The sequence below is a fragment of the Kangiella sp. genome (assembly GCF_014762745.1).
Classification (GTDB): Bacteria; Pseudomonadota; Gammaproteobacteria; order Enterobacterales; family Kangiellaceae; genus Kangiella.
In genome coordinates this window covers 14,966-36,080 of the sequence record NZ_JABURJ010000118.1, presented here as the reverse complement: position 1 = coordinate 36,080, position 21,115 = coordinate 14,966, and the positions used below count along the sequence as shown (strand labels likewise).

Genomic DNA, 21,115 nt, shown 5'->3' with positions numbered 1-21,115 from the left:
AAAACCTTATCCCTCATGCAATACACTGGGATGAGTTTGATAATAAACCTCTTTGAGCTTATTAATCGTCACATGCGTATAGACTTGCGTGGTCGATATATCGGCGTGGCCGAGCATTTCTTGGACGTGACGGATATCCGCACCATTTTCGTGCATCAGTGTAGCTGTGGAGTGTCGGAACAGGTTACAGGCACCTCTTTTATCAATGCCTGCACGTTTAACGTACTTTGAAGCTAGGTAGGTTAGCTGTTGCTCTCGGTACTTGAGCCCTTCGTTATCCAGAAACAAGGTTGCACCCGACTCGATAGTGGCCAGTGTAGCCCTGACTTTATTTAAATACACCTGAATCCAGTTACAGGCTCGCTGGGCAATGGGAACTCGTCTATCTTTGTTGCCCTTACCACGGTAGATGGTGATGAGGCCTTCCTTTAGGTCAACATCACTCACTTTTAACCTCGCTAGCTCCATGCGCCGTACTCCCGTGGCGTAATAGGTTTCCATCACAGCTCTATCGCGTATGCCTGTCATGCCGTGGAGCAAGGTTTGTTGAAGCACTCGTTCGATTTCTTCAACCGTCAAAAACCCCGAAGGCAGTCGCCTGGGCACTTTTGGAAGCTCTAGGCGCTCCGCAGGGTTTGTTTCAATGATTTCGTGGTAGAACAATCGCTTGAAGAAAACTTTGGTCGCCGTCAGCCTGTTGCGAATGGTGGCAATATCCAGTGGCTTACCATTAAACGGCTGTCGATATTGGTGCAAATAGCGTCTGTAAGCCTCAAAGGTTTGCAGACTTACGTCTTGGGGCAGTCGAATATCTTGGGTTAAGCACCAACGCAGGAAGAGTCCTACGCTGGATGCCTTACCTTCCACTGTGCGCTGACTTTCACCCCGAGCTAAACAATCCTCAAGGTAAAAGTCCAAGCACTGGATAAGTGTGCTTGGCCTATCCATTGATGGCAATAGGACTATCTATGAATGAACAGGATTTACCCAGTGACGTCAGGTACAGTTTCAGTTGCTCGAACTGGTGCCTATCGATTAAATCATTCGGCTGAATCAACTCAACCTGCGACACAGGCTTATCCTTGAAGATAGTCTGTACCTGCTCATAGGTAATCTCGTGCCCCATTAACGATATGGCATGACGATAACCACGACTCCATAGCTGACACGCCTGAAGAGGTGTTGAACAAATCAGTAACTTCTCAGACTTTTTCACCGCCTGAGGGTTAAATATCCCCACATCGTCAAAGTTCCATAACACAAACGCTCCTTCATTTTGGCTGGAGCGCTTTCGTACCCAGTAGCCATAGACGCCGACGATATTGCCATCAATATCATACAGCGGAAACACCAGCGCCCAACGGAATCGTTCATGCCCTGTAACCTTAAAGAGCCCAATACGTTGATACAGTCCTCTTTGAGAGCCACCATCAAAACTTCTAGGATCTGGTAATGACAAACCAAGCGTTCGATTGACATAGCCCAGGTTAAACTCACCAGCGGCACTCTTATTTATACCGGTCTTAGTCACTAAGTCTTGCGCAGGCAATGAGCACTTTAGACAAAGATGGTAATAATCAAACCCTTGATGGATCATCACCTGCTCAGATGGAGTGATTTTCTCAATGCCAGTCATCACCTGAGTTGCAAGCAACGACTCTGAATGTTCGTGAATGTGTGTATTCATCATGACTCCTCCAACCCTTTGACTTTACGCATGGATTCACCCTTGAGTTTTAGAATATGAGCACGATGAACAATGCGATCTAAAATGGCATCCGCGATAGTTTCATCACCTAACCACTCATGCCACTTCTTAACAGGTAATTGACTCGTAACCACTATTGAGCCAGTTCCAGTTTTATCCTCAACTAACTCCAGTAGATCTTGTCGCCCACGAGCAGTAATCGGGTTAACACCCCAATCATCTAAAATAATCACTTTAAACTTTGAAAGCTTTAATCGAAGATTAGGCAGGGTGCCATCTGCTCTTGCAATTTCAGTCTCCTCTAAGAGCCTGCTTAACCGTTTATAAATAACTTTATGCCCTAATCGTATAGCTTGACTCGCTAAAGCATTGGCTATGAATGTTTTGCCTGTACCAGTCGAACCTTCAAGAAAGATATGCTGATGTTGAGTTATCCATCTGCAAGCAGATAGTTCTTTTATTCGTGACTTTTCTATTCCACGTTTTCGTGTGTAATCAATGTTCTCAAGGCACGCTTGGGGATCTTTAAGCTTGGCAGCTTTTGTGAACCGTATTTGCCTACGCTGCTCTCGATAATGAGTTTCAGAATCAATCAGTAACCCCAGCCGCTCATCAAAGCTTAAACTTTGTATACTGGTATCATCTTGATGGAGTTCATAAAGCTCAGCCATTCCATGCAAGCTTAATGTACTCAGTTGTTCTACATTTTGTTCATATGACATATGAATTATCCTCCTGATAATAAGATGAGCCTCGGACATTCTGGTGGTTAGGCACAAAGTCCTCAGGTACAGAGTCATCAACTTGTTGATCCAATTTATGTTGCAGAATTGAACGTATGCTTTTAACGGTTAATGAGTTAATGGCTTTAGCTCGAACACAAGCAGCTTCAAAGCGCTCATGACCAAAAACCTTGGCAAGTTGCTGCAATTGAGAGCAGGCTTTATTGGCAATCACTGAATGCTCAGGTTTGTTATCAAACTGGGCTGTAATGGCTTCAACGGTGTATGAGCCAATGGATTTCGCCCATTTCAGGTAATGCTGAAGACTTTGCTCTGCATAAGCCTGATGGCTTGCTGGACGGTGTAAGGGATTGGTTGTGTGCTCTCCTTGGGTGTCATTTCTGGTATGCGCTGCGACCCGCTTACCATCATGGTAAAACTCAACGAGCTTAGCGGTTACACGAGCCTCAACATATTCACTCACCAGTGAGTACGGTACTGAATAGGCATGACCTTTCACATACACATGATAATCGGGACTAACCTTTTGCTTAGCCATCCAATTAGCACATTCAAAACTCTTATTAGGTAAAGCCCTTAATAAGGGTTTATCCAACTCTAAAAAGCGTGACGTACGACTACCACTGATGCGCTTAAAATTCCTTTCATTCAGCTTTGGTAATAACTCTAAAATAGCTTGATTAATTTCTTCAATTGAAAAGAACTTTCTGCGCGTCAATGGCACAGTGATCCAGCGCGTAACCAATAAAACCCCAATTTCCGCTAATGACTTATCTTTTGGTTTCCGAACTCGTGCTGGAATGATGGACAAGTTATAGTGCCTCGCCATTTCAAGATAGGTTCGATTAATAATCGGATTACTGCCAGCGGAAGTTACGGCAGATTTTAAATTATCAGGAACAACCGCCTCAGGAACGCCACCGAGAAAATTGAACGTTTGATTATGTGCCTCAATAAAGTCTTCTGAATTTTGTGACTTAGAAGCAAAAGCAAAGGTATATTGAGAACAGCCAAGTACCGCCACAAAGACTTGTGCGTACTTCAGTTCTCCTGTTTTCGGATCTGTCCAAGGAATTAACTTGCCTGCATAATCAACATATACTAATTCGCCTGCATAATGAGTTTGCCTCATGGACAAATCCACTTTTGCTAGGAATTTTCGATAGTAATGAGTGAATTGAGAATAACAATAAGCTTTTTCTAAAAACTCAGCCTTGTACTCATGCCAAAGCTGGATCAAAGTTGAATGCTTATGTGCCTGCATCTTTTTATGCACTGCTTCATAGTCAGGTAACACCTTATCTTTTTCGAGTTCCCGCTTTTTATTGAATAGCAGCTTTAACTCTTTATACCCCATCAGTTTAGCTTTGTCATAATTGAGCTGGTGCTCATCGCATATGACCCAAACCCTACTAATAGTCTTATCGGATAAACCTACTAATTGAGCCGTATAGTTAGCAGAATAACCACCTGACTCTCGAAGCCTTATCGCTTCAATGTATTTTTGGATGTTATTTTTCATAAATTCTCCTGAAATTGCTCATTAACCCGACGCAACTAGGCGCGACAGGTGTTAACTAGATAAAATCAAGAGGCAATACTTCTCTGTAAGCCCTACACACAAAGGACTTGCACAGCAATATTTTGGGGAGTAAGATGAGCATATCTGGACGCCAATTCAGATTAATCATCAAAGCCTCAAAGCATATTGCCTCTTGAGGTTTTTTTGTGCTTAATATTTATTCATCGTTTTTCCTCCGCGATTTTCTCAAGGGCTTCAAAGCGCTTTTGTGTTAAATAAGCGGCTATATCTTTAGTTAAAGCAAATTTACCCCGTCTATTTTCCATACCGAATACAGGAATTGGCAGTTGCTCTCGCTTTATCGCTTGTCGGAATGCGGCCATATTGGTAAATCCCAACAACCGACACAACTCCTTATTTCCAATCAGATGGCCGTGAGCCTTTATCAAATCTTGCTCTAATTGATTGCCATAAATATTAATTTGGTTTTCAGTCACATTCAGTACTCTTTAGTTATCTATTTGATTATAAAACAACCAACGCATATGCTGTAGAGGTAGGTTTCAAAGGCTAAAAAGACACTCAAAAAGGCTGTAAAAGCTTGATTTTATTAAATTTGTAAAGTTGCCATATATGCTTGTAGAAAAAGAACGGCTAATACCCATTTACGCTAATTCGCAGCTCGTTTTGCAATTAAGAAGGGCTTTATGGGCAGAAATGATTAAAGCTGAAATGGATTGTTCGACAGCTTATGAAGTTGAGAAGTCGTTTTCCAGACCAGAGCAGTTTGTATCAACGCCTGATGGTACCAACCATCCAACTAACTGGAATAAGTATCTTAGAGGGGAGCAATCGCCCAGTAAAAAAACCTTGCTCAAAGTCTCCAAGAAAGTTAGCCGGGCAGAATATTGGTTTAACTTGCCCATGTGGAAGGTTTTGCAGCAACCTGTCTCGCAAGAAAAGCTAAATCAATATTTACTGGAAACAAGACCTGATATTTCTGCTCGGTTATTTACTATAAAGGGAAGCTATAGTGCTGAACTTGTCCGAAAAAAGATACGAAGCCATGAAAGTCTAATAAAATTTTTATGCTTGGACAGCACTATTGATGCACTCAATGCCATTGTGCTTCTTTGCGCTGAAATTGAATCCAAATCACAATATATCTCTAGCATAGAATATTACTACGCTATGCAGGAAATATTGATTAACTTCTGTCAGCCCATCCCTTATTGCTCTTACTTTAGAATGCTCTACAAATTGATAAAAGACCGCTTCTACTACAGCTGGGATTTAGGTCATGACTTCCGTGGTAAGACTATTGGCCATTCAGTCAAGGCCGCGTGGGAAATCCATCGTATTGTAGGGCGGCTCACCATGTACTTGGAAGATATGTGTCTTTTTATACTGAGCGAAACCCGTAAAGCCAACGCCATTGGATACCACTTCTACCGTATTTCAGATCAACAGCGTAAAGCGGTGCTAGAGCAAATTAGCTTTAGCAATAAAGATAAGTATCTAAAAGTGAATGACGCTATGAAAGAACTCGTCTGGATGGCTCTGAAAGAAAAACTCAAATAAGCTCACGGGTAAAACCAAGGTTATCTTGATACAAAAATTAACCTCGGAGACATTTCTGGTTCTCATTCGGAGTTAAAATAAGTACGGTATCGGATTTTTTGCGGTATCAGCACGTACTGGCACCGCCCCACAATCCGAGCCCTACTGTCCCCACTTCCGAGCCCAAACCACAAAACCCTCCGAGCGCTGCTGGCGATGCTTCGAATGCCGTATCCTAAAAAGCCAAGCGATGCTTGGGACTAATTTGTGGATGTCCCAAACCTCCTCCCATTAGTTCCTAGACTTAGGCTTAACAGGCATATCTGAATTGCCAAAATAATGATTTTCAATTAAAAATTGTGTCAGTTCTTTGGGACTCATATTTAAAACGCTCTCCAAGTCAGCGGAGGGAATTTTAGCTACATTAACAACATCATAAGGTTCATACTCATATCTGTTATTAACGTTTTTAGTCAAATAGACAATATACCCCCCCCCAATACTCATAAAGTCAAAGTTAACATCTGCTGCATTCAGTTCAGCTATTCGACCTTCAGGAAACTCTTCACCATTAAGATTACGGAGAACAATGAACTGGCTCTTTAATTCCTTATTCTCTTTATCCCACCGCGACTCTATTTCATCATGTTTGAGAGAACTGTACTTCCTTAGATATTCCTCATACCGTAAATAAGGTATCGGTGCTGAAATCCTGACAACAAAAACAATACTATCTTTATTAACTAACCGTTGTAAGTCCTGTTCAATTGTCATAGGCTCTGTTCCATAACTACATGCTGTTGTAATAAAAAAAAGCAAGATTCCCAAGCAAATCTTTTTCATAATGCCTCCAATCAATAGTACCAAGAATCACCAGTTTTTTCTTTCTCAAAAGCCTTTATCTCTTGCTTTTTAAAAGATTTTGAAGTTGTTAAATTATGAACTGTATATTCATAATAACCAGTATAATTATCCCAGTCTTGCCATGACTGTATTGGTTTATCTGGCAAACCAATTGAAGACAATCCAGCATTAATATAGGTTAAATCTCTACCGGACGCATAAATTCTGCTAGCACGATTCTTCATAGCACTTTTCCAATCACCATTCCAAACATCTCCTCCGTTTGGATGAGTATGCCATACAGCATCACCTAATGAATAATGCCCTTTATCATAAACGCCCTTAGCAAAAGCTCCGCTAAAGCCAGTGCCTACTTCTTTGATAGAAAAATCATCTTGAGAAATAACTGCCCAGCCTTCAATACCGAGAGAGTCAAAGTACTCTACTAGTCCAGAGTTATGAAGTGCAGAAGCAGCTTCATCATAAGACCCATAGGACGCATTAATAATATCAGCTGACATTTCATTTATTCTGGTTCTAATCTGTTCTTTTTCCTTATCTGTGAAATCTCTGGATGTACAAGTATTTTGACAGTTTCCAGGAGGGTCAAAGTAATTGCTTGTCCCCCCACTCACTGGCGTAACAGTAACTCTCCTCTTATGGTTTTGATACCAATCATATGCCTCTAAATTCTTTTGACCTCCAAGTGCTGCAATTTCCCGGTCTAGTTCCTGCTTCGATTGTCCTCTCTTCCCATTATCTCCAGCCCAAGTAAATTTATCCATTCCTGTCATACACATGAAATTACAGTGTTCTTCTGTAACGCCCAAATTACCCACACTTGTATAACCTGTCGGATCAGTCCCTGCCAGCGGATTGTTCATGATGTAGCTATATGGATTCATCGACTGACTATTGCCAGGGCTTTGAATAAACGGATCAACGGAGAGGAAACGGCCTAGATTGTAATCGTACGCGCGTCCATTCATATGAATGAGTTCAGCGTCGTCGAGATGTTCATGGTCGGTGAAACCTCGGTTGGTGAAGGGTTCGCCACCGACGACAGCGCTTAAGGTTGGGGGAGCAACATCCATCAGACCAGCTGTTCTTGGTTTACCAAATGGGTCGTAACTTCGATCTTCTGTGATTATGTTGTTGTGATCTACCAGCGTTACCACGGAACCTAATCTATCACGAAGAGTAAAACGAATTTTGTGATCGGCTAATGGCTGACCCACTATCTCTTCTTTACTCACGATGGCGATATCATCGATGTAGGTTCGGGTGATGGTGCTACCTCCCTGCTTGACGATTTCAACCATTTTGTCGAGGTAAATCGTGGTTTCGTCACCTTCTGGTAAACCTGTTTTGACCTGCTTAAAGCGCATCAAGTCAGCACCATAAGCAAAGGTGCTGTTAATGCCGCCTTTGCTGATACTAATCGGTTTATTGAAAGCGTTGTAACTGATGGATTTGCCGTCACCACTGGTCATATTACCGTTGTTATCGTAAGTATAATCAGCAGTTCTACCGTCTGGCTTAGTAATCGACAGGACCGCATTGGGACCTGCATTACCGGCATTGGCTTTCCCAGTACCGCCATAGCTTATGGTGGTAGCGTAATCAGTCTTAACTAAAAGATTACCTACTTGATCATAGCTATAAGTAATTGGATCTTCAGTGTGCGTAATTCCAGTAAAACTACGAGTGCTGTAGGTTAGTCGGTGCAAGTTATCATAGCTGTAATCTTCACGGCTGGTTTTTGCACCGTTTTCATACTGCACTTCCTGCCAGGCCAGGTTGCCGAAACTGCCATACCAGTAATCGAGGAAATGCTTCTGCACACCACCCGCACTGGCAACAATACTTTTCAGCTGGCCAGTCACGGTATCGTAGTTGCGCGACTCAGCTAATGTGCCCGCATTTTTTAACGTCTCTACGGCATTCAGGAAGTGGTCACGTGAGGTAACTTCCTGATAGACAAATCCACTATTGGCATTAAAGGTTTTGGTTTGGTAACCGTACTGGTTATAGGCATAACCGACTTTGATACCGCTACCTGGATATTCAACCGCCTTAACACGACCAAAGTTATTATCGTATTCAGTGATAGTTTCGTATGGCGTACTGTCAATGGTAGTAACCTGACGGTATGGGCGGGAATACTCATCGTAATAGAACTCTTTTTGGATTCCCGTTGCTGATTCAGAGGCTGGCAGACCTAAACCTTTAGGTACTCGGTCATACGTGAATGTGGCCTGAGCTGAACCATTAACAGAGCGTTGTGTCAGACGGCCGAGACCATCATATTGCATAATAAGCGTATCGCCGTTGGCATCAATTTCCTGCTCCGCTTCTCCGAAGGTATTATAAACAAAGGTTTTCACACCCATATTTGGGTCGTCTACTTTAGTCTTATGACCAAACCCATTGTGCCAGGCGTGAATTAAATTACTGTTGGCATCTTGCAGGGTGATTGGATTACCCATGCTGTCATAAGCGTAACGTGTGACACCGCCCATCGCATCAGTGGTTTGAATCAATTTACCATCGCCGCCATATGTGCGGCTCATAGACAATACATTACCACCATCGGTAACGGTAATATCAGTTTTGTGACCCGAATAAGAATAGGTTGTGTAGTAAGTATTACTATTCTCTCTATCGGTTTCTTTATTAGTTAACCGCCCTAATACATCGTAACCATTGTAGCGAGTACCCGTAGTATTCGATGAATAGAATGAAGGAGTTGATTCAAAGGTTTTTCGACCTAATTTATCGTAATCAACCGACGTGTAAATTGATGAGCCGTCAAATCCAATCGTTTCCACCATTACCGTTCGGTTAAACATGTCTTTATAGGTTTTAACCGTTGGGCTGCCTTCTTGTTTAGTAAACTCAAAGTAGACTGCCGCAGTATCTGGACAGGAACTGTAACACCATTGATAGCCTGTCTCAATCGGCTTTCCGCCAGGTACTGTTATCGATTTAACGCGACCAAAGGTATCGTAGGTGTAATTCACCGTATTACCATTGGCATCTGTAACTGAGATCGGCTGTCCGTGTTTGGCTGAAATCACTGTACTCGTTGTGTGATTTTTATCGTTCGTAACCGTTTCAGGGAAATAACTATCAGCGCTATAAGTTGTTGTTACTTTTCTGTTCAGATCTGAACCGGTATTACCACTAGCTTGTTGAGTCACCGTCGTTGGTTGACCGAATGTATTCAGATTGACCGTTGTGGTATGTGATTGACTAGTCCCACTTGCCGTAGTAACCGTTGAGGTCGGTATGCGGTGCAAAATTCCACTAGAGTCGTAGGTATACTGACTGTATGAAGACTGATCAACATCAGTTCCTGCAGCAATTGGCACAGCAAAATTTTGATCAATAGTTGTTGTAGTTACACTGCTTGATTGAATCTTATTGATCCACCAGTCATCGGAATAAGAGTAATCATAGGTTTTGGTTTCTGTTAATCCGACTTTTTGAAAACCATTATCTTTAATTACAGATTTGTACAACACATTTCCATATATATCTGTATCACAACCTACGCTAGCATAAGAGCAAATGGTTCCACCGATGATAGTCTTTTCATGATTTAAAACTGTCGTTCTATTATTTAAATCATAATCCTCTTTGACTGTTTCTGCGGGATAAACCCAGTATACATTAGGAAGTGTATTTTTCTCGTGATAGCTGTTTACTACTGTTTTAGACAGTGGGCTACCCTGACACTCAAAAAGAGAGTCACCAATAAGACATGTTCTCACTTCTTGGATTTTACCTGCTTTGGGGAAAATCTGATGGAAGTCAGTGACAGAACGCATACCACTTGCTAAGTCATCGACAATGACGCTCCTAAAGCCTTGGAAACCACGACCAGCACGGTTATAAATGGCTTCTCGGTAGTTGTACTGAGTTTCATTAAAATTAGAATCGATACCGTTTGATTGATAACTATTCGAAACCACATACATTGAAGATGTGAAATAGAAGTTCTCTTTCTTTGGATCGTTTGCGATATATCGAGCATTACCCTTAGGCACATCATAAAACGGTTCGCCATTGGTTCTATCAAGTAACCAGCGAGATAGTGGTGCATAGCTCCACTGGAACTTCTGGCCCAAACCATTTTCGACTTGATAATTAGTATCGGCTAATTTGCCTAAATCAGCCCCCAACCCCATCAGGTTTTTCTGCTCAAAATAACCACTAGCAAATGAAGGGCTGGTGGATTGGTAACTCATTGACACACTAGCCCGATAATACATTACCCCACCGACTCGTACGTTACCACCCTGTTGATATGATGTGGCTACTTTGTAATTGAAGTCAATTGTTCCATTATTATCGTTATCCTCAAGTTCCAGAGCCTTATGGCTACGGCCACTTAATACCATGAAAGAGGATAAAGGAGCTTTAACGACATTTTGAATTCTTCTATCAATTGTTGGCCCTTGAGTCGTTTGTTTCAGGTCTAAAATATCCCAATTAAAACGGCGTGTGTCATAGCGTGCCCAGTCAATGGCTATATCCGTACCCTGATGACTATCCAAATCCGCATGACTGGCATGAAGTGCATCATTACAGACTTTCACAGAATAAGGCTCATCGCTACCGGTCTCATTTGGATTACCAAAAAAATTCACACAGACATCATCACTACTTCCAGTAGCAACTAATAATTCATCGACACCATCATTGTCGAAGTCAGCAACGCGCAGACCGCCCCATAAAGCTTGGACTCGAGTCGAGATTCTGCCTCTAGCGTTAAGGAAGTTGTTTTTATGGATACCTACAGAAGTACCGAGAGATTTCTCAACGGAAAAAGCTCGATTACCGAGATTTTCTCGAACACGCCAATCAAAACCTGAGGCAGTTTCAACAGGTCGAACAAAATCTGTCAGGCCGTCACCATTAATATCGGCAAAGGTGTGTTGATTGCTGAACAGATTACTTGGCAGATTTAACTGACTTGCATTACGCGTTTCATCCGAAACCCAAACACCTGACAAATTAATGCGACCAAAATCGATGTTGATCACCATGCTGGTTACGCCATTTTGCCATGTGCGCATCAGGTCAATGACGCCATCACCATCTACGTCTCTGAAACTGATTTGCTCTCGATAATCCTTAGTGTCGTAGGTGTACTCACTGAGTGTCTTTATGGAGTAAGGCCCTAAGAACTCCATGGCTCCATTTGCTTTATTGAAATAAGCCTGAACTTTATTGACGTTATCAATGAATAAGAAGTCCTGATAGCCATCGCCATTCAAGTCTAAAATTTGAAGTGTGTTAGCGCCCCACTCACGATTACTTTCATAACTTGTAGGCATTGTAATATTAGTTAAGCCAAGATTAACTAAATTAAAATTACCATAATCGTCTTCTTCAAATTGATTCAAACTAACCCGTCTAGAGCTATCAGTGACAAAGAAGTCTACTATGCCATCACCATTGAGATCGCCATGATTTCGACCATCGGGATATACTGTTGAATTAGTATCATCCGAAGTATAGACATCGGTATAATTGCCTGTAGCATTATCCCTACTATAGATAGTCGTTATAAAACCAACTAAATTTTCTAGACTATCGTATTCAGCAGACTGATATAGAACTTCTGGCAAGCCATCACCATTCAGATCCTTATAACCTACCCAGTCATTCCCACCAATTTCCCCGATTTCGGAAAGCGCTTGGTTAGTACTTGAACTTGAATCATTGTTATCCCATTGTATGGATGGGTGGTAAACATCGAAATTTGTTGCAGGCAAACACTTACCCGAAGCACATTCTTGGACAGAACTCAGAAGTGAACGGTTTGAAAAGTTGCTGTTAAGATAGGCTATATTGTAGGTGCGAACTAATGCACTCCCTACATAAGTTCTAATGCTTTTGAGTCTTTTGGTACTTAATGTTAACCCACCAGAGTTAAAGCTTCTAGAGATGTCAGTTCTGGCTTCATATTCCAAACTTACTTTACGATTTCCCTGCAGTGAGCCAGAACCAGTGTAGAGGATCTCTTTTATATGATATTCGCCATCACCATAGCTTTGATAAATATAATCTATTCGATTGCCACTAGAGTCCTCTTGCTTACTAATTCCCCAAGTCATTGGATGTGCCAAACCCTCAGGGACGTGCCTTGAGTCAGAGGTATCACCGTAGTAGCTAGTTCGATTATTTTTATGTTTTACCTCAAAAGAAGCTCCTGAGTTAATTCCGCCATCTAATTGAGTGATCTTCGAAAACGAATCCAGTTCGGTTCTATACTCAGCGCCCGATTGACCATAAGTACCATTGACGAGAATAAGTCGTTGGCCATCTAAGCACAGCTTATCTTCAGGGCTTAGGGTGACACCTTTACTATAACCATCTTGGGCATAAGTTGCGCTACAACGATGAATACTAGAACCTGCTGATAAGCTCCAACCCACACCCGCAATGCCATTACCGGAACGAGATGAATAATTGAGGCTCACATTGGGCTGCATCCCTTTTCGACCTGGAGGGATCACAATTGGGATATTATAGGCCGCCGCACCACCGGAAACGCCGCCGGAGCCTTCAACGGCACCGACAGTTTCATCACTGGTTAAGGTTTCAGTGTAACCATAAGTCTGGTCTATAACATTGCCGCCCGTTTTAGCCCAAGCCGCTGGCAGTTGGACATTAACCACACTGGACGTTTTGGCCGAGCTACATTTGCGAGTATTATCTGGTAGCTTGTTACAGGCACGAACACGATGTGTCCAATCACCACTTTTATCTACTGTTACCTGATAGCTGGTTCCAGAAACATTTGTCCAGGCCGACCAACCATTTAACTCATGCTGCTGTGACACTTGATAGTTATCTAGCGATGATGAAGTGCTCGCTTCCCAAGTAATTTGGTAGCTAGTTTCAGCTGTTTGTGGTGGAACTGTAATGCTAGCTGGTGCAGATGGTGTTGGGTGAGAGACCGTAACACTGTTACTAAACCCATAATGACTACAACCAGAAGAGTTACAAGCAAGAACTTTATAGTCCCAGGTTCCATCACCTTTACCTGAAATGACCTTACTCGTTGCGGTTCCTACCGATACAGCTGGAGAGTAATCGGGACTTTCAACAAATTCATATCGTTCAACAATACCGCCACCGTTTGACCAACTCAGAGTATAAGCACCATCGTCGTCGGTTGAAGGAACATTCACATTGGTTGGGCTATATGGAGGTTTTAATACTTTAACTCTACCGTTTAGCTCTAAGTAAGCACTGCAACCCGAACTATTACAAGCTCTGACACGATACTCCCAATCCCCATCATCACGATCTGCGAATGACTTTGATCTGCCTGTACTGTTGTAAGCCACTGCCCAAAGCCCGTAGCTTGCTTCACTGTATGGCTTAAGGCGCTCCTCTAATTCATAGGTGATTGAAGAGCCTGTTGACTCTCCCCATGAAATGACGTGCATGCCATCGAAATCTTCATACACTCCAGACTGTAAACTCACAGCTCCTGACACGCTTATCGATGAAGGAGGTGAAGGAGGAAGAGTCACTGTAATGTTAGAAGAATCGGTACTGTAACTAGAGCATGCCCAAGAATAGTTATTACATGCTTGTACTCTAAAGTCCCAATCGCCATCGGTTAAGCCTGAAATATTGACACTGGTTGAAGCATAGTTGGTTCGAACTGTTGACCAACTACCTGCATCCATTCTCTGCTGAAGATTATAGTAGGTAACTGTTCCTGATGGCTTGACCCAGCTCACCATTAAACTTCCAGTAGAAGAAGTTGACGATGATAGTGCAGGTGCTGCTGGAGTCACCGGCTTTAGGTATGTTGATGTTGTATTAGAAACCTCACTAAATACTGAACAGCTCCAAGTGAATTCATTACATGCCTGAACTCTGAACGTCCAACTCCCTTCAGTTAATCCTGATATCGAGGTAGTAGTTGTTGCGACATTTGAATTAGCCCACTCCCACGCTCCGCTTCCAAGTCTTTTTTGAATTCGGTAGAAACTTACTGTTCCTGAAGGCTTAGTCCAACTGAGTGTTATACTTCCATTATTTGTACTTGAATTAATGGTTGGTGCAGTAGGCGCCGATGGTATAACTCTTACGGTCACAACCTCAGAGCTGGCACTATAACTGGTGCAGGCCCAGGATTGATTGTTGCAAGCCTGAACCCTATACTCAACAACACCATCAGTTAAACCTAAAACGGAATAACTTGTGCCGGTATAACCGTTAACTAAAGCTGTCCAACTACTACCATCTTTTCTCTGCTGAACATTGTAATAAGTTACAGTTCCACTTGGCTCAGCCCAACTAAGTCCTAAAGATCCTTTACTCGTCGTTGTACTAACTGAAGGAGCTGATGGATTGGAGGGCTTTTGAAAGACTGTAACATTGGAAGAGTCTACACTGGCGGATGAACATGCCCAGCTCTCTCCATTACAAGCTATAACTCTAAAATCCCAGCTCCCATCCGTTAAACCTGAAACGCTGCTGCTTGTAGTTGTAATGCCGGTTGCCACACTTGTCCAACTTCCTGCATTACTGCGCTTCTGCAAATTATAATAGCTAACAGTTCCGGCCGGTTTAATCCAACTAACTGTTAAGGTTCCGGTACTCGTTGTGGATGTTAAGGTTGGAGCGCTTGGAGTAGAAGGTGGTACTTTTACCGTCACATTCGCAGAGTCACTACTTAGACTAGAGCAGGCCCAACTGTATCCATTACAAGCCTGAACTCTGAAATCCCAAGAGCCATCGGTTAGTCCTGATACACTTTGACTGGTACCCGAAAAAGCAGTAACAACATTCGTCCAGCTTCCAGCATTGTTTCTTTTCTGAAGATTGTAGTAAGTGACCGTTCCTGACGGTTTCACCCAACTAACGGTGACACTGCCAGTGCTGGTGCTAGAGCTTATTGTTGGCGCAGTTGCGTTACTCGGTTTGTTTCTAACGGTAGTATTTGAAGAATCGGAACTGTAACCAGAACATGACCAGCTCGCGCCATTACACGCCTGAACTCTAAAATCCCAACTGCCATCGGTTAGTCCTGATACACTTCTGCTGGTACCGGTAAGCCCTGTTGCAACATTCGTCCAGCTTCCAGCATTGTTTCTTTTCTGAAGATTGTAGTAAGTGGCCGTTCCTGACGGTTTCACCCAACTAACCGTTACGCTCCCAGTGCTTGTAGAAGTAGACACTGTTGGGACTACTGGAGTAGCTGGCTTAACCAATACCCTAGTGTTTGCGGAATCTGTACTGTAACTTGAGCAAGCCCAACTGTATCCGTTACAAGCCTGTACTCTAAAGTCCCAACTGCCATCAGTTAGACCTGATACGCTTCGACTAGTACCAGTGAAACCGGTAACAACATTCGTCCAGCTGCCCGAACCATTGCGCTTCTGAAGATTATAGTAGGAGACCGTTCCGGATGGTTTAGTCCAACTGACGGTTACAGTTCCAGTACTGGTACTGGAGCTAATAGTGGGAGCTGTTGCAACACTGGGTATTATTCTAACGGTAGTGTTTGCAGAGTCGGCACTGTGGGTTGAGCAAGCCCAACTGTAACCGTTACATGCCTGTACTCTGAAATCCCAACTGCCATCGGTTAGGCCTGATACGCTGCGGCTAGTACCTGTAAAGCCGGTAACAACATTCGACCAGCCACCTGAATTGTTACGCTTCTGAAGGTTGTAGAAAGTGACGGTTCCTGATGGTTTCGCCCAAGTCACGGTCACAGTACCAGTGCTTGTACTAGAACTGATAGTGGGGGCAGCTGCGACACTGGGTTTAACTCTGACGGTGCTATTGGCTGAATCCGCACTTAAGCTTGAACAGGACCACGTATAAGCATTACATGCCTGAACTCTAAAGTCCCAGCTACCATCAGTTAAACTTGATACAGTTGTGTTGGTTGAGCTTACATTGGTATTGGCCCAAGTCCAACTTCCACCATTAACTCGCTTTTGTAAACGATAGAAACTTACAGTCCCCGATGGTTTGGTCCAACTCACAGCAATGCTGCCTGTACTTGTTGATGAACCAACAGAAGGTGCGGATGGTGTCGAGGGTTTATTACGGACCAGGTTTGTGGTGCTTAGGGAACTGTAAGAACCACATTTAGGCACACCAGTATTTAAATCTAAATTACAGCCTCGGACTTTGTATCTGTAATTGCCATCTGGATTGCCGGAAATGCTTTGACTTGTGGTCGTAGGGCTCGTGGTATAAGTCTTTACATAAGTGCCACCACGATATTCCACAAGCTGGTAACCCCAAGCATTTGAACCGCTGGTAACCATGCTTGAAGCAGCTGACCACGAAACTTGATATGCACCATTTGTGCTATTCGTAGGACTTACAGAGGGAGTCCCTGGTGCAGAGGGTGTTGCTGGACTGGGAGTTGGGTTGTTACAGAGATTTAATATAGATAGTCCATCGTCGGCGTTTTTACCTTTCCCATTTTGTTTTTTGTTATTACCTGACTTTCCTTTATTTAGACTGTCATCACCTGTAGGCTCATCAACACTCAACGGATCCCAGCAAATTTCTGCATGGGCAGCTTCAAGAGAAACCAACTGAAAAGTTAAAAGCAATAGAATAGCAGCCAAATATTGGCGAAATGAAAACATCCCCATCTTAATTCCCTCAGCAAATCCCAGTAAATTCAAATTATTGTTATGCGGTTCTTTTTTATTGACCACAAAGCGCGCGAATTTTAATCAGACTTTGCAGGCTCGTCAAATCGGAGCTGCATCAAAATTAATGCGCATTTGACTAGGAAATCTATGAGCCAAAGAACAAATGACACTAGTAGAAGATAAAGTTTCTTATAACCTATTAATTTAGTGTTAACTAGCACACACAAGCAAATGCATATTTGACTTAACTGGCAAAAAAATAGAGAGGTAATTTATTTATTTCAAATCTTATTATAAATGTATCCTTTTGTAGCAACGGCATGCAGAAATGCAATTATAACGAGTTGAGAAAGTTGAAACTGGCTATACCTCCCTCAGTTTATTGGCTGCCCGGCATTAAGGTTCTGTGTGAGTACCATAAACAATCAATTCCTTAATCTTCAATACGGATGTGCGTCAATATGACGCACTACCCTTCCTATTTTGAAGTACTTGAACGTCTTTCAGCTATCTGCCACTGGTTGCTTTCTTACTAGGAACCTCGAAGGTGGTCTCAATTCCAGGACATTAATATCAGTCGAGCAGCTTGATTTTCCGAGGTTGTAACCAAGCCTAAGGATGCTGTATTTCCATTTTCTTTCCTTATTCTATTATGCGGTGCAGTCATTGCACTACCATCGTCTCTAAGAACATGAGCGCAGTTCCAAACCTTCATTGACAATTTCTGATGCGCTCATGATTCAATACCTAATATATTTTCTAATGTTTTTATACTGTCGCGTCGCTTTGCAGGCGACATCTTATCAAGATTTACCAGCTTCCACTTCACCGCAGGCAAATCTTTTATATGCTCAAAAGGTAACAACTCCCACTCAGGATGACCACGGTAAAAACTCAGAAGAAAATGCTTTTCCGAGTCCAGCAGACTTTGATTGATTAACTCAATCAGCTCATCCCTTGCTATAACTAGCTGCTCGACGGTTACTGGCTCAAAAGTCATGCCTTGGAAGGCACTACTAAAAATCTCCTCAATCGGTTGCAATGATGGCAATAGAAGCTCCTCTGGAGAACGATTATGAGAAATCAGGTAAACTAAGAACGCCTGCCGAATATCATCAGTTACCCCTTCATTGGCTAATAACTCCTTAACATCAAAGAGATCTCTAGGATGTTGCCTATCGAGAGCGGCACAAATTTTTCCTGCATAAAGATCAGCTATGGACACAACCTGCATCTCAGCATGACCAAATTCATCCTCAACAGACTCTACTAACGCTCTCACCTCTGGCTCAAAAACAGTTCCTCTTAAAACAGGCGATAACTCAACTTTAATACCGACATTATTGAGTTTCACGATAAGTCTCAGGCTATCGTCATTATCCCGATATGATTGAATGACTGTAGCATCCCTTAATTGCTCATTAATAGACTGAGCAATTCGGTCCAAAGCATCTCGACACTCTCTTAAGGCTTCGTCTCGCAATTTCAGTGGCAAATACACAAGATCGATATCTACTGACAAGCGCGGAAAGTGACGCACAAATAAATTAATAGCGGTTCCACCCTTTAGTGCAAAGATATCTTCCCTAGCCACAAACGGTAAAACAGAAACCAACAATTGAACCTGCTGATAATACGATGATGTCTTATCCATGATAACCTTTACTTTGAGTTGCTTGCTCTATGAATTGCTGGGCCATTAAAATTTGCTTTGATAATCTTTAGGCACGGTTATTTGAAACTCGGAATTATACTCCCCACCCTTGGTCACTTCCCGCTTACCACTACCTAAATCAACCTGCTCCAAGTCTAAATGCTTAAACCACGAGTACTGAAAATAACTCGCCAAGAAGCAAAACAAACGTTTTGTCTTAACGTGTGTGCAGCTCTGCAATAAACGATTAAGAAGCTTAGGTCGTAAAGTGGATAACCCCTGCATCAGCTCAGCGGCATGAATAAAGCTAGCCTCGCTATGAGTAACCAGACTTAAAACTTCCAGGATAGCAAGCTCTGGCTTAGTGATCCTGATAGTCCAATCCCTGACACGACTAGGGTAATCGGTAAAGAACTCTTGCCCTAAAGAACTTTTAAACAAAGACTTATTACGACGTAAAACATCAGTATTTAACTCATCACTGACCTTTGTTACCCACCCCGGTAAATGATCACTTCCCCATAACTCGATAACCGACTTAGACCCCAGGCGTAAATATTGGGCATAACCCTGTAGCTCCAGAGCGGTTTTCCCTCCTAGGTATAAATCATGGTTTAAATAGTGCTGAAGTCCAAGAGCAAGAGATTGCCAATCCAGCTTACTTCCCGGCTTATAATAAACCCCATGCGCAGCCTGCTCTAGCCAGCCTCTACGAGCATAGCCGTTGAGTATCTGACGTGAATACCCCCGCTGAACCAACCACTTAGAAGGAACCAACACCCCTTCAGGTATAGTGGACAGCAGAGAGTTTAACTTTTCTTCTCTATGTATAGCCAAAGGTGACAAATCCAATTATTTTTAAACCAACCCATCATAGTTTAATAAATACCAGAAAAGCAAGTTTTAAAGCGACATATTTTAATATTGTTAAACCTTTTGTTGAAACTTTAGGCCTCAATGTCTTTCCAACAAAGTATTTATAGGGGAGTCATGAAAGGGAATTACTTGCAAATTTAAAAAGCATTACAGTGGAACACTAAACCCGAATACCCTTTTAGGGGGGCTGTATTACCCCTGGTAACGAGGTGTTCAATGGAAAGAATACAAAGACGAGGATTTAGTTCAGAATTCAAGTATGAAGCAGCAAGCCTAGTGCTAAATCAGGATTATAGTTTTACAGAAGCCCGTAGAGTTCTGGATGTACATGACGATACTCTGCGTAACTGGATGAAACAATTAGAGTTAGAGCTTGGTGGCCACACATCAAGCAGTCAGGCTCTCTCAGTTTAGTGGCTGCTTTATTATTCCCGCATTTATAGGCTGTTTGAGAACTATAAATAATCAATTTGTTAATCTTCAATATGGCTGTGCGTCAATATGACGCACAATTTAGTTATTTGCTTCCTGCGCTCTCAGTTTGTGCGGCAATCTGACGCACACTCCCCCGCTTGATAAGGATATATCACCTTGTATCCAGGTTGTAATTTCATCTCAGTAAAGCTTAAGCGATAGTAGCGATGGATATCACATATACATCAATAAACTTACTCAGAAACAGGATTAGGTTAAGTCCTATTTTCCATATTTTCTTCAATTCGGTGGGCACAAATGCTTTTTGGTACAGGTGGTAGTTTTCTTAATATATTACGAAAAGAATTTTTGCGTTCTAAAAATCACATATAAGCGAAAGAGTTTTTGGCTCTCTTGATTTTTCCTAATAATTACAAAAAATAGAATTGCGTTACTATGCTGTAGCAACCTGTCGGTCAAAGCTATTTTTCTTAGTAATTAAGAATATTAATTTTGCGTTCTTGAACAATCCTGGAATGCAAAAAAATTTTTCGCAATAGATGATATATTATGGAACGTCCACATGCTTAAACAACTTTGCAAGATCAGGGGAACGAGATAAGAATCTTTTTTCAATTATGTGGTGAATCTCCTCTCCTGCCTTTTTGGAGCCTTTAAAGATACCCATCTCATTGTTTCTCATCCGCTTTAAATTACGAACAGGAGCGATGAAGTTCTTTCTTAACCCAGAATATATTCTTCCAGATGTATACGGAAAGAGAGAGAGTAAAAAACTAGAGTTGATGATTGAACCTGAGCAATTTGGCAAAATTCCCGATCTTGAATTCTTTGCATGCCTTTTAGATGGCCGAACCCTAAAGGTAAGAATACCTTACATTCATGTTCCAAAGGAATTTGAGTTCAATCCTCTTGAACACCAATACGCCGTCCCTTTCGCTGCCTAAGCTTATAATTTCAGTGTGCGTCATATTGACGCACAGAATTGAAATTGAAATTCCTTCCTTTAAATATGTGCGTCATAATGACGCACCACCGTGCCTGCGCCATTAAATCCTTTGTTCAATCCCTTCTATAATTTCACAACTAAAATCAACCATCATTTTCCCCAAGGTATTTCTG

Annotated in this window: 12 protein-coding genes; 3 read left to right on the top strand and 9 right to left on the bottom strand. The window is 42.2% G+C overall.

The features are described from left to right. Positions 1 to 6: 6 nt before the first annotated feature. The 5 genes from HUJ19_RS10085 to HUJ19_RS10065 all read right to left on the bottom strand — a co-directional run bounded on the left by HUJ19_RS10085 (position 7) and on the right by HUJ19_RS10065 (position 4,470). A complete protein-coding gene (locus HUJ19_RS10085; protein WP_290624018.1) occupies positions 7 to 867 on the bottom strand; it encodes a tyrosine-type recombinase/integrase in 861 nt (286 codons plus the stop codon). A 73-nt stretch (positions 868 to 940) separates the two neighbouring features. After that, entirely contained in the window at positions 941 to 1,690 is a 750-nt protein-coding gene (locus HUJ19_RS10080) for a hypothetical protein (RefSeq protein WP_290624016.1), read from the bottom strand. Next, positions 1,687 to 2,430 carry an IS21-like element helper ATPase IstB gene (gene istB / locus HUJ19_RS10075; protein WP_290624014.1) on the bottom strand — a complete coding sequence of 248 codons (744 nt, stop codon included), beginning with the start codon at positions 2,428 to 2,430 and terminating at the stop codon, positions 1,687 to 1,689. The genes HUJ19_RS10080 and istB overlap by 4 nt, the downstream gene beginning before the upstream one ends. Continuing rightward, a complete protein-coding gene (gene istA / locus HUJ19_RS10070) occupies positions 2,420 to 3,973 on the bottom strand; it encodes an IS21 family transposase (protein WP_290624012.1) in 1,554 nt (517 codons plus the stop codon). The genes istB and istA overlap by 11 nt, the downstream gene beginning before the upstream one ends. A 221-nt stretch (positions 3,974 to 4,194) precedes the next feature. Further along, positions 4,195 to 4,470 carry a hypothetical protein gene (locus HUJ19_RS10065; RefSeq protein ID WP_290624010.1) on the bottom strand — a complete coding sequence of 92 codons (276 nt, stop codon included), beginning with the start codon at positions 4,468 to 4,470 and terminating at the stop codon, positions 4,195 to 4,197. Between the two features lie 136 nt (positions 4,471 to 4,606). Between HUJ19_RS10065 and HUJ19_RS10060 the strand changes: the two genes are divergently transcribed. Continuing rightward, positions 4,607 to 5,554 (top strand): hypothetical protein, encoded by a 948-nt coding sequence (locus tag HUJ19_RS10060; RefSeq protein ID WP_290624008.1) that lies wholly within the window; start codon positions 4,607 to 4,609, stop codon positions 5,552 to 5,554. A gap of 270 nt (positions 5,555 to 5,824) precedes the next feature. On the opposite strand, the gene HUJ19_RS10055 is transcribed toward HUJ19_RS10060, so the two are convergent. The 4 genes from HUJ19_RS10055 to HUJ19_RS10040 all read right to left on the bottom strand — a co-directional run bounded on the left by HUJ19_RS10055 (position 5,825) and on the right by HUJ19_RS10040 (position 19,522). Then, positions 5,825 to 6,376 carry a hypothetical protein gene (locus HUJ19_RS10055; protein ID WP_290624006.1) on the bottom strand — a complete coding sequence of 184 codons (552 nt, stop codon included), beginning with the start codon at positions 6,374 to 6,376 and terminating at the stop codon, positions 5,825 to 5,827. Between the two features lie 11 nt (positions 6,377 to 6,387). After that, on the bottom strand, positions 6,388 to 17,094 hold the full coding sequence (locus HUJ19_RS10050) for a SpvB/TcaC N-terminal domain-containing protein (protein WP_290624004.1): 10,707 nt from the start codon (positions 17,092 to 17,094) through the stop codon (positions 6,388 to 6,390). A 670-nt stretch (positions 17,095 to 17,764) separates the two neighbouring features. Beyond that, a complete protein-coding gene (locus HUJ19_RS10045; protein ID WP_290624002.1) occupies positions 17,765 to 18,685 on the bottom strand; it encodes a nucleotidyl transferase AbiEii/AbiGii toxin family protein in 921 nt (306 codons plus the stop codon). Positions 18,686 to 18,730: 45 nt separating this feature from the next. Next, complete coding sequence (locus HUJ19_RS10040; protein WP_290624000.1) at positions 18,731 to 19,522, bottom strand: type IV toxin-antitoxin system AbiEi family antitoxin domain-containing protein; 792 nt, start codon at positions 19,520 to 19,522, stop codon at positions 18,731 to 18,733. A gap of 255 nt (positions 19,523 to 19,777) precedes the next feature. Here HUJ19_RS10040 and HUJ19_RS10035 point away from each other — a divergent pair, with 255 nt between their 5' ends. Continuing rightward, entirely contained in the window at positions 19,778 to 19,975 is a 198-nt protein-coding gene (locus HUJ19_RS10035; RefSeq protein WP_290623998.1) for a transposase, read from the top strand. Positions 19,976 to 20,703: 728 nt separating this feature from the next. Beyond that, positions 20,704 to 20,940, top strand: a complete 237-nt coding sequence (locus HUJ19_RS10030; RefSeq protein ID WP_290623996.1) for a hypothetical protein — start codon at positions 20,704 to 20,706, stop codon at positions 20,938 to 20,940. The last annotated feature ends 175 nt before the right edge of the window (positions 20,941 to 21,115 follow it).

Excerpts from the sequence above, each read along its gene's own strand:
- HUJ19_RS10080 (WP_290624016.1), bottom strand. The coding sequence starts at position 1,690 with ATGATGAATACACACATTCACGAACATTCAGAGTCGTTGCTTGCAACT.
- istB (WP_290624014.1), bottom strand. The coding sequence starts at position 2,430 with ATGTCATATGAACAAAATGTAGAACAACTGAGTACATTAAGCTTGCAT.
- istA (WP_290624012.1), bottom strand. The coding sequence starts at position 3,973 with ATGAAAAATAACATCCAAAAATACATTGAAGCGATAAGGCTTCGAGAG.
- HUJ19_RS10060 (WP_290624008.1), top strand. The coding sequence starts at position 4,607 with ATGCTTGTAGAAAAAGAACGGCTAATACCCATTTACGCTAATTCGCAG.
- HUJ19_RS10055 (WP_290624006.1), bottom strand. The coding sequence starts at position 6,376 with ATGAAAAAGATTTGCTTGGGAATCTTGCTTTTTTTTATTACAACAGCA.
- HUJ19_RS10045 (WP_290624002.1), bottom strand. The coding sequence starts at position 18,685 with ATGGATAAGACATCATCGTATTATCAGCAGGTTCAATTGTTGGTTTCT.
- HUJ19_RS10035 (WP_290623998.1), top strand. The coding sequence starts at position 19,778 with ATGGAAAGAATACAAAGACGAGGATTTAGTTCAGAATTCAAGTATGAA.
- HUJ19_RS10030 (WP_290623996.1), top strand. The coding sequence starts at position 20,704 with ATGAAGTTCTTTCTTAACCCAGAATATATTCTTCCAGATGTATACGGA.